The sequence below is a fragment of the Fibrobacter sp. UBA4309 genome (assembly GCF_002395745.1).
Lineage (GTDB): Bacteria > Fibrobacterota > Fibrobacteria > Fibrobacterales > Fibrobacteraceae > Fibrobacter.
In genome coordinates this window covers 1-14,271 of sequence record NZ_DGUN01000018.1, presented here as the reverse complement: position 1 = coordinate 14,271, position 14,271 = coordinate 1, and the positions used below count along the sequence as shown (strand labels likewise).

General features: G+C 54.0%; 10 protein-coding genes. 8 read left to right on the top strand and 2 right to left on the bottom strand.

Going from position 1 to position 14,271, the window contains the following annotated elements; all coding sequences use genetic code 11:
- On the top strand, positions 1-609 hold a 609-nt coding region (locus tag B3M32_RS02005), incomplete at its 5' end, for an ATP-binding cassette domain-containing protein (RefSeq protein ID WP_290743123.1).
- Between the two features lie 14 nt (positions 610-623).
- Here B3M32_RS02005 and B3M32_RS02000 read toward each other — a convergent pair.
- On the bottom strand, positions 624-2,504 hold the full coding sequence (locus tag B3M32_RS02000; protein ID WP_290743120.1) for a BamA/TamA family outer membrane protein: 1,881 nt from the start codon (positions 2,502-2,504) through the stop codon (positions 624-626).
- On the bottom strand, positions 2,501-6,400 hold the full coding sequence (locus B3M32_RS01995) for a hypothetical protein (protein WP_290743117.1): 3,900 nt from the start codon (positions 6,398-6,400) through the stop codon (positions 2,501-2,503). Before B3M32_RS01995 ends, B3M32_RS02000 begins: the two co-directional genes overlap by 4 nt.
- 248 nt (positions 6,401-6,648) lie before the next feature.
- On the opposite strand from B3M32_RS01995, the gene B3M32_RS01990 reads away from it, so the two are divergent.
- The 7 genes from B3M32_RS01990 to B3M32_RS01960 form a co-directional block, all read left to right on the top strand.
- On the top strand, positions 6,649-8,721 hold the full coding sequence (locus tag B3M32_RS01990; protein WP_290743114.1) for a tetratricopeptide repeat protein: 2,073 nt from the start codon (positions 6,649-6,651) through the stop codon (positions 8,719-8,721).
- 234 nt (positions 8,722-8,955) lie between these two features.
- Positions 8,956-9,408 (top strand): nucleoside-diphosphate kinase, encoded by a 453-nt coding sequence (gene ndk / locus B3M32_RS01985; RefSeq protein ID WP_072797367.1) that lies wholly within the window; start codon positions 8,956-8,958, stop codon positions 9,406-9,408.
- Between the two features lie 37 nt (positions 9,409-9,445).
- Positions 9,446-10,291: a succinate dehydrogenase cytochrome b subunit gene (locus tag B3M32_RS01980; RefSeq protein ID WP_290743111.1), complete on the top strand. Its 846-nt coding sequence runs from the start codon at positions 9,446-9,448 to the stop codon at positions 10,289-10,291.
- Between the two features lie 17 nt (positions 10,292-10,308).
- Positions 10,309-12,222: a fumarate reductase/succinate dehydrogenase flavoprotein subunit gene (locus B3M32_RS01975; protein WP_073114345.1), complete on the top strand. Its 1,914-nt coding sequence runs from the start codon at positions 10,309-10,311 to the stop codon at positions 12,220-12,222.
- Entirely contained in the window at positions 12,222-12,998 is a 777-nt protein-coding gene (locus B3M32_RS01970) for a succinate dehydrogenase/fumarate reductase iron-sulfur subunit (RefSeq protein WP_073054923.1), read from the top strand. The genes B3M32_RS01975 and B3M32_RS01970 overlap by 1 nt, the downstream gene beginning before the upstream one ends.
- A gap of 185 nt (positions 12,999-13,183) precedes the next feature.
- On the top strand, positions 13,184-13,975 hold the full coding sequence (locus B3M32_RS01965) for an amino acid ABC transporter substrate-binding protein (protein WP_290743108.1): 792 nt from the start codon (positions 13,184-13,186) through the stop codon (positions 13,973-13,975).
- Between the two features lie 18 nt (positions 13,976-13,993).
- On the top strand, positions 13,994-14,271 hold a 278-nt coding region (locus tag B3M32_RS01960), incomplete at its 3' end, for an ABC transporter permease subunit (RefSeq protein ID WP_290743105.1).

Here is a 14,271-nt window from a genome sequence, read left to right as displayed (position 1 = left end):
GCCTGCGGTATACTGCTCGAGAATCCGGGCATCTACCCGAAACTTTCGATAAACGAGTACGTGGACTATTTCGTGGGGTTCTATGCGGCCCGCATTTCCGGGTGGAACGATACCGAGGCCCGCGAACGCATTGCCCGCATTGCTAAAAGCCTGGAACTTCCGCCACTCGATACCCGCATGGGCAAGCTTTCGCTCGGGAACCGCCAAAAGGTACAGTTGCTGCGCGCGATGGCACCTGCGCCGCGCCTGTTGATTCTGGACGAGCCTGTGGCGAATCTCGACCCGATGTCGCGCGAGACGGTGTGGAAACTCATTGCGGATTGGCGCAAGCAGGAAGGCGGTACGGCCATCGTGTGCTCGCATATCCTCGCCGAGATGGAAGAGGAGGCAACCGACTATGCGGTTATAGACCGCGGGAGTGTCTTGAAGAGCGGACGGGTCGCCGACATTGCGAGCGAAACCGCGACGTTCCGGGTGGAGGCGGCTTCCGGCGTGACGCTTGAACAGCTACGCAGTGCGCTCGCTGCCGCAGGCATCAAGGCAGACGTTACGAACGACACCGCTAACCTCGCGAAACTCTACCGCGACACAGTGACAAGGAATGTGTAATCGGCCTTGCCGCCCTAGAATGCGTGTGAAAGGTCGAATGCGAAACGTCCCCATGCGAACGATTCCATGCCGTCCCAGTTGAGGAACGTCTTCTTGAACGCGTAATCCAGGCGGAATGTCAGGAATTGCCAGTGGTAGCGCAGTCCTAGACCGAGGCTCGCGTCGGCTTCTTCTTCGTATACGTCTTTTTCTTCGTCCATGACTTTCGCCCAGTCGAAGAACTGCACGATCTGCCAACGTTTCGCGGATTTCCACGGGAGTGTCCAGCGGACTTCCTGGTTGAATCGGTAGTACATCGGCGTAAGGCCCGTGTTGATGATGGTTTCGCCGTCACTATCCTCGGATTCGTAGCTCGCATAGATGCTGCGGAAGCGGTAACCGCGTACCGACCTGGAACCGCCCTGGTAGAATACGCGGGCGTCGTCTTCGATTGCCTTGTCGAAGAACTTGCCTGCACTGCCGCTCAAGGCTCCGTAGAATGTCCAGAATAGCGGGAAGTACAGGTTCACGGTCGCTTCGCCGTAGGTGTAGGGGTTGCCGATCATCTTCGGATTGTCGAGCGAGGCAGTAAGGTTGGTGCCGATACCTGTCGTCGGTGCGAAGCGGATGCCTTTTGTCGGATTGAAATAGTCGTCGGTGTAGTCAAATGTCAAGGCGACTTCTCCCTTGAATTTGAACATCTGGTCGTCATTCTTGTTCACGTAACGGGTATCGACTGTGCCACGGAACCGGATATGGCTCGTAATGCCGAAGGTAAGGTCTCCACGGTTGATGACTTCGTAGCGCTCTTCGATGCTGTCGGGGTAGGCGGGCGGGTTGATTTTTTCGTGGTTGAACGTCAGGCGGTCTTCAAAGCGGATGGCTGTCGGAATGAAGGTGAACGACGTCCCGAACAGGAGTGGGTTTGCATAGCCAAAAGAGATTTCTTGCTTGTGCTGTGCTACCTGGAAATTAGTCGAGAATTCGTTGAAGGTCCCGAAGAAGTTCTTGTGCTTGGCGAATGCGTGGGCGCCGAATCCGTAGATTTCTTCGTAGAAAATTCCATAGCGAGCTTCGCCGGGAATGCGTTCGACGACATCGAGGTGCACGTCCGAAAGGCCGTCGTTTCGCAAGGAATCGCTCAACTTGATCTGCGTAAAGAGCTGTGTCGACAGGAGCTTGTTCTTGAAGGAATTGTACTGGTTTCCGTCAATGGTTTCGCCCTTGGGAATACGCCACAGGCTCGAAAGCCATGCCGTATCCGTCAGTCCCTCGTCTCCATCCCTGTGATTGCGGTCGCCGACTTGCTGTGTCGTACTCACGATGTTCCCCATGATGACCTTGGGGCCCGATTCCACGTTGATTTCAACGTAGATTTTTTTCTCGACAGTGTCGAGAAGTTCGGTCGATGTCACGTACACGTGCAGGTATCCCTGGCGCCTGTAAGATGTCAAGATGTACTGGATGTCTTCGTCAATATCTTCCTGCTCGAAATACCGGTTCTGGTTTGTGTTCAGCGATGCCTGCTTGATTTCGACGTCTTCCTTGGTCGATCCCGTAATCTTGACTCCATTGAACTTGTAGCGGTCGCCTTCCTTGATGGTGAACAGGTAGCCGCGCTGCATGCTGTCGAGCGAGTAGTATTCGCGCCTGATGTCCATCTTCATTTCGAGGCTGAAGTATCCGCGGGAATAGTACAGCGACTTGATGTTCTCCGAAGAGAGCAACATCATGAAATCCTGCTTGGTGGTGTCGAGCTGTCCGAATTCTTCGGGGATATCCAGCTGTTCGTCAAGAACGACTTTGGAGAAAAGTTCGTTTCCGAAAAAGTCGGTATACCACGGGTGTTTCACATTTTCGTCGGCCTGGGCGAAAACGAAGAACAGGAGAAGGAGACTAATCAGCTTTTTCGTCATTTAGCCTCCGACTTCTTTAGGGGTGGTTGGGTCTCACTGCTTTTCTCGTTCGGGTTCGGAATCGTCTCGCATTTGCCGATGCCGAACAGGCACGGATTCCAGTAGCGGTAAACATAGTTTATACCGATGTTCTTTTCAACACGGTTTTCGTTACCTTCGGTACCGGTGTTTGTCAGGTACTGCTTAGACACGAGCTGTGCATAGAGCGATGTCGTGGGCGAAATGTGGTTCTTGTGCGAGTACTCCTTGTTCTTGAATACGGGAAGCGTGTAGTTGAGCCCGAATTGCAGAGACTGGTCGTATGTCGGGTTTTCGCTCTGGTCTTGCGTGTAACCGAAGATAAGACTCAAGTCCTTGACCCAGCGGTCCAGGGAAATCGGGAGCTTGAAGTAGCTGGAGTCCTTTTCGTTCGTGGTGTTGTTTTCGAACAGCATCACCTTCATGTCGATATCGCCGATGTAGTCTCCGCCGAGAGTTTTGTTCGCTGTCGTCGTAATCATCTTGCCGATAGCCTTGCCGGCGAGCTTGTTCCAGTCGGTCGTTTCGTTGTCCTGGTTGGCGATACAGCCGAGGAAGATGTTGTAGTAAATGGAGGCCGCACTCGATTCGTTCCCGCAGTTACTGCTGGGAATCGGTTGCACGTTCGTGATGGTTCCCTGGAAATCCAGGTTCACAGGGCATGTCTCTTTTTCGGTGCTTTCAATTTCGTCGCAGTAGGGGAGTTCCTGCGAGCTGGACACATCGACAATGCCATGCTGCCAGGGCACGTCGTTCCAAGAAATCCTGAACGAATTCAAGTCGAACTCGTAGACTTCTTGTACGCCGATAAAGCCCGCATTGGCATTTGTGACATCGCCACGGAGTAGAGGCCTGTTCGTATTGCCGAGCACCCACACGTCGAAGGTGAGGGGGAACGTGGCGAACGGTGTTACGACCTGGATGGAATCTGTCTGGGAATCGTTGATATGGATCGAAAGGTTAATCGGGTTTTGAGCGGATACGCGGACTTCGGCTTCCTTGTTCCGGAGCTTGGCGAGCGCGTTGTTGAAGAGCGTGATGAATTTGTCTATAGTTGCCGGGGTGACTTCGATTTCGAGGTCCCTGTGGTATACGAGCTTGTCGACAGAGACGTTGCCGCTGATAGTCTTGTTCTGCAAGATTCCGTTGCGGGCGTGCGGAATAGTCAGGCTCAAGTCGCTTCGCCCGATAGCTTCGGCCTCGCCGTATGCCTTGTCAAAGAATGAGTAGTGGATATCTCCGACAGTACCCGAAATGATGATTTCGTCTTCCGTCTCTTCCATGTGGCCTTGGATATCCTTGGCGATAATCTTGTGTGGCGCTTTGTCCAGCGTGTAGATTTCGGAATAGAAATCGAGTGCCCGTAGCTTGAGGCTGTCGAGGTCGTACTGCAGCTTGCCGGCAACGGTTTCGCCGCTGTCGTTTTGCGTCTGGATTTCGCTGATGTCCAGCAATCCGTTTTCAAGATGTCCACGGATCCTGATGGGGAACTGGTAGTTGAACTTGGGGGGCTGGTACAACGTGGAATCCGAACGGATGTCGGCCGTGATTCCCTTGAGACCTTCCTTGATTCTTGCAGATACGTCGATTTCCAAATCGGTGTTCTTTACTTCGCTCACTGTTCCCGGGATAAACCATGAACCGTTCATGTTCAGTTTTCCGTTGAATGTCAGCGTAGAGTCGATGAAGCCTTCGGCGTACAGGTCGCCGCCGTTGTCACTGTTGTGCGAAATGCTGATATGCCGCCTGGACTTGAATACGTTGTCCAAGATAATCTGCGTGTTGCCTGTCCATCCGCCACCGCCGATTCCCAGGTAGGCGTTCAGTTCCACCTTGCTTGCCTCGGCGAACATGCTCATCTTCTTCACGTTGAACAACATCGGCGATATCGTCTTGAATTCCAGGTTGCTGAAGTCCACGTTGCCCTGCAGCCCGAGGTTTTCTACGTACGACAGGTCACCGCTAATCAGACCGGAGGCGAAGGTCGTGTCTCCAAGCGGTTCTAGCAGTAGCGGAATGTTGAATTCCCTTGCCGACGCCCAGGCGTGAACAATCTGGATGGGGAGGTTTCCTGTCGGGTTGAAGTCCGGATTCGAATCGTTCGGCAATATGAAGATGGCTTCGCCTTCCACCTTGTTCTTGCTGTGTGTGGCTTCGGCCTTTTCGATGAATATCGTATCGCCGTTTTCGCGAGCCTTGATCTGGCCCTGTAGGTTGAACGGCTCGACATTGCCGGCAATCGCGGCTTCCAGTTCGCCGACCTTCGTGTCGAAGTTCTGTTTCCATTTTCCCGTGACGCGTCCGTTCAGGTTTTCACTGAGCTTAATCCTTGCAAACGGTATGGTGGAAATTTCTACGCTGTCGGCTTTTATGTCTATCGTCGTGGAATCTATGATGGAGATGTAGGCTTCGCATGTTCCGCCGTTTCGCTGGGTGACCTTCCACGATGTGTGCGGGTTCTCTTTGTTCCAGACGACATCGCCGGTCACGTCGAATGTTTCCTTGGGCGTGTAGATGATGCCGTTCGAGAACTTGATGCCGTTCCTGTCGAGGTCCAGCATTATCTGTAGCGAGTCCGCGGTTACGTGCCATACGAATGGAATCGTGTCTATCTTGACCAGGGCCTTCATGTGGCCATCGGCAAACGAACCGTAGATCTTGAATCGGTCTTCGAGTTCGAACTTGCCCATGCTCCAGTCCAGCGCCCACGGTTCGTAGGGCGACATGTCGCCAAAGTAGGTAAGGCTGAACTTGTCCTCGAGGTTCATGGAGCATTCCACGACGGATCCCTGTCGCGTTTCCGCCACGACGTCTATCTTGTTGCCGTTCTTTTCTGCGGAATGGATGCTCATGTCTAGCGGCATTATCTGCGGCCCGAACTTCGCGTTCATCTTCTCGACCTTTCCACGTGCAGTTCCGTTCAGGTCCTTGTCGAAGTCGGCTTCCAGGTAAATGGAGCCGCCCTCGTTGTTTTCGAGGAATATCTCCGTATGGAAGTTCTTGTCGTCCCCGTCGAAATGAATTGTGGCGTCGAGCGGCAACAGCGGCCAGAACTCGCCGATGCTTGTCTTTATGACCGTCTTGTAGCGGGGCGTGTGCGTTTTCGGGTCGAGCTGGACTTCGCCCTTGATTTGCAGCTTGCCTATGTCGGGAACTTTTTCTGGCAGTTCGAAGGGCAGCCAATCCTCGGGCTTGTCGACTTCCATGTTGACGTTCGAGCTGACGGCTGCGAGGTTGTCCTTGGGCAGGTCTCCCTGGATGGCAATCGTGTCCTTGCCGGCACCGATCTTGGCGTCTACGTTTACGTTGTCCCCGCTGAAGTTTGCCTTCAGCTTGATGCTGGTTTCGTGCGCTATGTTGGTGCCATTAATATGGCTTGCCTGGAAACTGGCTTCTTCTATGCCTTCGCTTTTCAGCGAGATGTTCTTGGCTTCCCAGTGCTTATCGCCGGCAGAGACGGAAACCTTTTGTACGTTAGCCTGCACGGGCAGGTAGAATTTTGCCCTGGACGGGAATGTAGGCGGCGATTCGTCGGGCGGCTTGGGCTTGTCTGGCGCATCCAGGTCGATATTCACGTTGACTTCGTTCGCCATGGCCTTGAGGCCCTTTTCGTCGCCGAGGATAGTTACGTCGAACGCGATGTTCTTTAGCGTGACTACGGTGCCGCTCGTTTCGATTTGTAGCGAGTCCCAGGAGTGCGTCAGCGGGCCGTCCATCTGGTGGCCGAAGGGGGTGACCGTAGTTTCTCCGTAGGTGTGCGGCGACTCCAGGTAGGTCTTGAAGAGAACATAGGAGAACCAGGCGCACAGGGCAAGTGCACCTACAATCGCCGTAACTATTACGGCGGTTATTCCGAATGTCGAAGTTATCTTCTTCAACTTGCTAAAAATTATAGAAATCACGTGGCAAGACCGTTTTAAAAACAGATTGAAAAACACGTGTAACTCGTTGGTATTCAAAGGGTTACATCAATTTGATGTTAGAAAAAATGCATGATGTAAACTTTTTGTTTACACTTGGGCGGGGAGAAGGGAAAAATTGGACTTTTGGTGCCGGAGGGAAACCGTAATTTTTGTTTGTCCTAAAATTTCTAATATTTCTTGCCAGTGTTGCTATAGAGGTAATCATGAAGAAATTTCTGGGTATTCTCCTTTCTTTCGGTTTTCTTTTCTTGTGCGGCTGTAACGGCGTTGGCGAAAAGGATTCCATCCTGGCCCGTATAAATGACGAAAAGGTCTATACCGAAGACGAAGATCTCCTGTACAAGGTTTCTCCCGGCATTAAGTCCCAGGACCGCAAGGAAGCCCTGTACGAAAACCTCCTTGGACCGGCCGCCCTTGTATCCAGGGCCCTTTCTGAATATCCCGAATTGAATGCCGAGTGGGAGCAATACTACAAGGATATTGATGTCAGGATTCTCACGATGGTGTTCCAGCGTTTCTATGTGATGGAATGCCTCACGTATTCCGACGAGGAACTGCGCCTTTTCTACGACACGAACTCGGGACTTTTCCCGTCGGATTCCAACAGGGTGTTCGACCGCTCCGTGGTGGCGGGGGAGTACTACATCCACAAGAACCAGGAAGCCTGGAAAGAATTCCTGGGTAGTCTCTATGCCGGCTGGACAAACGTTACCCGCCAGGACACGCTGTCTGCGCGCGACCAATTCGTGACGAAGCGCCGCGAGGAACTCCGCACGAGCGAAATCGAGAAGGCCAAGGATAATAAGCGCCTGGTTGTTCACCCGGTTCAGCCGATGTCGGCAGAAGAATATTACGAGAAACACAAGGACAAGTTCATGACGGTTCCCGGCTACGAACTGTACCAGGTCCAGGGCGCAGATTCTGCAAAGCTGGAAAAACTAGTCCAGGGCGAAATCTCGCTGGAACAGTTCAAGAAGATTGCCGCCAAGTCCGACAAGAACGAGTATACGGCGAAGGATAGCGGTTACGTGGGCGTCGTGAAACAGGGGTACGCCTTGCCGTACAATATCGGCGTGGTAAGGGGCCTGGATGAAGTCTTGATGAACCGCGAACCGGGTTTCGTGACCCCGGCGATGATGTCGGAGATAACGAAGAGCTATCACAAGTTCTTCCTCGTGCGCCAGGTGCCCCCGGAACAGAAGCCCTTTGACCGCGCTAAGGCCGATGCTGCGGCAATCGCTGCAGTCGATGGCTTGCCCGAATTGGATTCCTCGTTTGTCCTGATATCCCTGGATGGGAAGCCCTTGTTCACCATGGCCGATTTCTTCCGTTTCAATAACCGCTATTTCCATGCTCCCAACAATATAAGGGCTCTTGAATATGTCGTGAGGAGCATCGTGGAAAGCTACTCCTATGCCTTGGTCGCATGGGATCTCAAGCTGGACCATACCTGGGAATACCGAGCCATTGTTCGCGACACGCGCGCCCAGTTCATCGTGGATTCCTATATCGACAAGAAAATCTCTGCCCAGGTGAGCGACGACAGCCTCAAAACCCTGTATGACCGTATGGATTCGGTGTTCCGCGAAAGGCTGCCTTTCGAAAAGGCCAAGCCCGAACTCCTGAATTACCTGACCTTGCCGGTTAATTTGTACAAACACGAATACTACATGGGCTACCGCATGAACCCTGCCGGTTCTACTTACGAGCAGAGCATCCCCAGGATTTACGGGAAGCGCGGGTCCGAATACAAGATTTGGATGAAGCAGCGCTGGATGGACGAGGCCTACGCTTCGGCTACGAGGCACATCTACGACACCTCTGTCGAGGAACACGTCTGTGAATACGATCCGCAAAAGCTCATGGCCAAGGCGGATTCCTTGCGCAATGCGGGCAACCGCTCCTCGGCATACAATACCTACCGCAAGGTGATGAATGCCTACGCGACAGACGACTCGCTTTTCGAGAAGGTGGCCTACGAGATGGCTCAGGTCCAGAACGAGAACGAAGAATATAACGATGCCGAAGCGGAATATTACGCCTTCTATACCATGTGGCCGAATTCTCCGAACGCCGAGAAGGCGCTCTTTACGCGCGGGTTCATTCTCGACGAGAACATCAACAACGATTCGCTGGCTCTTACGCTGTTTGACGAGTTCCTGAAACGCTACCCCCAGAGCGAACTGAAGGAGTCGGTGGACTGGCTGGCCGAGAACATCCGCAGCGGCGGAAAGCTCGCCGATGACCTCGTGAAGAAGATCGAGGCCGAAGAATAGACGAAAGACCGCTCGCTTCGTTCGCTGGTAGACGAAAGGTGAAAATCGTTGCTTTTTTACACTGAATCTATCGTCTAAAACCAGCACAATCTATCGTCTATCGTCTTTCGTCTATCGTCTATCGTCTTTCGTCTATCATCTATCGTCTAAAACCAGCATAATCTATCGTCTATCGTCTATCGTCTTTCGTCTAAAATCTATATTTCTCACATCTTTAACTAAAAGGTACCTACTATGGAAATGACATTTGCAATGATCAAGCCCAATGCGGTCAAGTCTGGCCTCATCGGACGCATTATCGACCGTTACATCGCTGCAGGCCTCTCCGTCTGCGCCGTGAAGATGCACCAGATGACCTCTGCCGATGCTCGCGGTTTCTACGCCGAACACGTGGAAAAGCCGTTCTTCCCGGAACTCGAAGCCTACATGACCAAGGGCCCGTCCGTGATGCTCGCCCTCGGCGGCGAAAATGCCATTGCCAAGGTCCGCGCCATCAACGGTGCCACCAATCCGGCTAAGGCGGAACCCGGTACCCTCCGCTACGACTTTGCCCCTTCCATGACCGAAAACGTCGTGCACAGCTCCGACAGTCCCGAATCCGCCAAGCGCGAACTGGACTTCTGGTTCAAGGAAGACGAACGCTACGCTTACGAAATGCCGAGCCTCAAGGCCTGCTGCGTCCTCTAAGTTTCAAAAATAACCCCCCTCAAGGAGACACAACTCAATGCAATGGATCGTCAAGTATCTTACCTCTTCCATCGGTAAGAAGCAGATCATGGGATGCACAGGCGCGTTCCTCGCCCTGTTCATCTTCGGCCACATGTGTGGTAACTTCCAGCTTCTGAATTTCGATCAGGCTGCGGCTCAGGCATCTTACAATGCCTACACCGAATTCCTGACCGGATTCAACCCGCTCCACTTCCCGATCAAGATGATTTATCTCGTCGAACTGGTGCTGGTGGCTGCTTTCGCTCTCCACATCTTCCTTGCTATCAAGCTGAAGATCGAGAACAAGAAGGCTCGCGGTGGCATCGACTACGAAGTCAACGCTCGCAAGGGCAAGAAGACTTTCGCGACCTTCACCATGATCTGGTCCGGTCTCTTCATTCTCGGCTTCCTCGTGCAGCACCTCATGATGCTCAAGTTCGGCGAACACTACCTCTATGTGAATGCCGAAGGTGAAATCGTCCGCGACATGTGGCTCACCACCATCCAGATGTTTGCTAACCCGGCTTGGGCTGCATTCTACGTGGTCAGCATGTTCGTGATCGGTATGCACCTCTTCCACGCTATTTCTTCTGCTTTCCAGACCATGGGCATTGCTCACCAGAAGTGGACCCCGATTATCGATATCGCCGGTATCGCTTACAGCATTATCGTTGCCCTCGGTTTCGGTATCACCGCCGTTGCAGCCTTCTACCTCGCTAACCAGCCGGGTACCCAGGCCCTCATCGAAAAGTCCCGCAGCCTCCAGCCGCAGTACGAACAGATGAAGAAGGCCAAGGAAGCCGCCAAGACTTCTTTCGTGATTCCTTCTGTCGGCACCGTCGAAGTTTCTTTTAACGCTTAATTTTAAGGAGCCCACTAATGATTCTTGATTCTAAAATCCCCGGTGGTTCCATCGAAGAAAAGTGGACCAAGCACAAGTTCGAACTCAAGCTCGTGAACCCCGCCAACAAGCGTAAGTTCACGGTGATCGTGGTTGGTACTGGCCTTGCCGGTGCATCCGCTGCCGCTTCCCTTGCCGAACTTGGTTACAATGTCAAGTCTTTCTGCATCCAGGATAGCCCCCGTCGCGCACACTCCATTGCTGCTCAGGGTGGTATCAACGCTGCCAAGAACTACAAGAACGACGGCGACTCCGTTTACCGTCTGTTCTACGACACCGTGAAGGGCGGTGACTTCCGCGCTCGCGAAGCCAACGTGCACCGCTTGGCCGAAAACTCTAATCTCATCATCGACCAGTGCGTGGCCCAGGGTGTTCCGTTCGGTCGTGAATACGGTGGCCTCCTCGACAACCGTTCCTTCGGTGGTACGCAGGTTTCCCGTACGTTCTACGCTCGCGGTCAGACGGGTCAGCAGCTCTTGCTCGGTGCCTACCAGGCCCTCATGCGCCAGGTTGCCGCCGGTAAGGTGAAGATGTTCCCCCGCCGCGAAATGATGGACCTCGTCGTGATCGACGGCAAGGCTCGCGGTATCATCGTCCGTAACCTCATCACTGGCGAACTTGAAAGCCATGTGGGTGACGCTGTGTGCCTCTGCACCGGTGGTTACGGTAACGTCTACTATCTTTCTACAAACGCCCAGGGTTCTAACGTCACGGCTGCTTTCCGTGCCTACAAGCGCGGCGCCCTGTTCGCTAACCCCTGCTACACGCAGATTCACCCGACTTGCATTCCTCGCCACGGCGACCTGCAGTCGAAGCTCACCTTGATGAGTGAATCTCTCCGTAACGACGGCCGTATCTGGGTTCCGCGCAAGGCGGGCGACACCCGCAGCCCGGACCAGATTCCGGAAGAAGATCGTTACTACTACCTCGAAGAAAAGTACCCGAGCTTCGGTAACCTGGTGCCCCGTGACGTGGCATCCCGTAACGCCAAGCAGGTTTGCGACGCAGGTCTCGGCGTGGGTTCTACCAAGCAGGCCGTTTATCTCGACTTCGCCGACGCTATCCAGCGCATGGGCGTTGCCGGCGTGTCTGCCAAGTACGGCAACCTCTTCCAGATGTACGAAAAGATTACCGACGAAGACCCGTACAAGGTCCCGATGCGTATCTTCCCGGCCATCCACTATACCATGGGCGGCCTCTGGGTGGACTACGATCTGATGTCCACGATTCCGGGCTGCTTCGTTCTCGGTGAAGCCAACTTCTCCGACCACGGTGCAAACCGCCTCGGCGCTTCTGCTCTTATGCAGGGCCTCTCCGACGGTTACTTCGTCATTCCGTTCACCATCGGCGGCTACTTCGCGGGCACCAAGCTCGAGAAGGTTTCCGAATCCGATGCCGCGTTCGAAGACTGCAAGAAGCAGACCGAAGAACGCATCCACAAGCTCCTCTCCATCAAGGGTCACCGCACTGTTAACGATATCCATCGTGAACTCGGTAACATCATGTGGGAATACGTGGGCATGGCCCGTAACGAGGCCGGCCTCAAGACCGCCCTCGAGAAGATTCCGGCCCTCCGTGCCGAATTCTGGGAAAACGTCAACGTGCTCGGCTCCGAAGGTTCCTTCAACCAGAACCTCGAACGCGCCGGCCGCGTGGCTGACTTCCTCGAATTCGCCGAAGTCCTCACTCTTGACGCCCTGCACCGCAAGGAATCTTGCGGCGGCCACTTCCGCGAAGAAAGCCAGACTCCGGAAGGCGAAGCCAAGCGCGACGACGAAAACTTCTGCTACGTGGGTGCCTGGGAATACAAGGGCGACGGTGTCGCACCGGAACTTTCCAAGGAACCTCTTACCTTTGATAACGTCCACCTCGCTACTAGGAGCTACAAATAATGAGCGGACTGAATTTGACTTTGAAGATTTGGCGTCAGAAGGATGCCAAGACCAAGGGACAGTTCGAAACTGTCAAGATCAACGATGTTTCTCCGGACATGTCCTTCCTGGAAATGCTCGACATCGTGAACGAAGAACAGATGAAGCAGGGCAAGGAAGGCTTCGCCTTCGACCACGACTGCCGCGAAGGTATCTGTGGCATGTGCTCTCTCGTCATCAACGGTATGCCGCACGGTCCTGACCATGCGACCACCACTTGCCAGCTTCACATGCGCAAGTTCAAGGATGGCGATACCATCGTGATCGAACCGTGGCGCGCCGCCGCATTCCCGGTTATCCGTGACTGCGCCGTGGACCGTACCGCATTCGACCGCATCATCCAGGCTGGCGGTTTCATTTCTGTGAACACCGGTGCCGCTCCTGAAGCTTCCACGATTCCGGTTCCCAAGGCTGATGCCGACCGTGCATTCGACGCTGCCGCCTGTATCGGTTGCGGTGCCTGCGTGGCCGCCTGTAAGAACGCTTCTGCAATGCTCTTCGTTTCTGCGAAGGTCTCTCACCTCAGCTTCTTGCCGCAGGGTAAGGTCGAGGCGAAGAAGCGCGTTTTGGCCATGGTCGCCCAGATGGACAAGGAAGGCTTCGGCAACTGCACGAACCTTTACGAATGCCAGGCCGCATGCCCGAAGGGTATCACCGTGGATTACATCGCCAAGATGAACCGCGAATACCTCGGCGCAACAGTCACCTACGCCGAAAAGGTGTACGGGAAAGACTAATTAGGAATTAGGTAATAGGGGTTAGGTTTTAGGTTGATAATCGCGGCTTCGCCGCCCTATAAGGACGCACGAAGTGCGTGATACTTCCCCTAAGACCTGTAACCTATAACCTTCCACCTGAAAAAGGGACCGCAGCGATGCGGCCCTTTTTGTATATTTCTCTTGTAAATGAAAAAGGAGCGTTTATGAAAAAGATTCTTGCGATGTTTGCGGCGGTTGCATGTGCCGCGGTTCTTTCTGCCTGCAACGACCAGAAGGCGGAATCCAAGACTCAGGCCGATGAATCCCTGAACAAGGTGAAGGCGGCGGGCGAGTTTGTGCTCGGTCTCGACGATTCCTTCCCGCCGATGGGTTTCCGCGACAAGGACAACAACATCGTGGGTTTCGATATCGACCTCGCTACCGAAGTCTGCGCGCGCCTGGGCGTGAAGCTCAAGACGCAGCCGATTTCCTGGGATGCGAAGGAACAGGAACTGAACACCGGCAAGATTGACTGTATCTGGAACGGCATGAGCGTGGACAGCGCCCGCGCGAAGGCCATGAACCTGAGCGATCCGTACCTCAAGAACCGCATGATTTTCACGGTGAAGGACAAGGCACTTGCAAGTCTTGCTGCACTCGCCGGCAAGAAGATTGCCGTGCAGAACGGCTCTACCGCCCAGAAGCTCCTGGATGCCTCCGAAGCGGGCAAGGCCGCGAAGGAAATCGTCCCGTTTGATGACAACCAGACGGCGCTCATGGATTTGGACAAGGGCGGTGTCGATGCCGTGTTCCTGGACGAAATTGTGGCCAAGTACTGGATTGTGACGAACGCGAAGGACTACACGGTGCTCGAGGAAGGCCTTTCCGACGAAGTCTACGCCGTGGGTTTCCGCAAGAAGGACCAGGCCCTGCGCGACGCAGTGAACTCGACTTTGGCTGCAATGAAGGCCGATGGTAAGTTCGACGAAATCTCTGCCAAGTGGTTCGGCAAGTAACAGCCGGCGCGCGGTTCCATGTCTGATTTGAGCAATTTACTCCCGATTCTCTGGGGCGGCTTCTGCACGACGCTCGCCATTTTCGGGCTCACGCTCCTGTTCTCGATTCCGCTGGGCCTGCTCATTGCGGTTCTCAAGATGAGCAAGTGGCGCGTGGTGCGTTACCCGGTGTCGTTCTACATTTCGGTGATGCGCGGCACCCCTTTGCTGCTCCAGATTGTGGCGATTTACTTCGGCTCCTACTACCTGAGCGAATATGCGGGCGTGGATTTTTCGTTTGACCGCTTCCCGGCGGT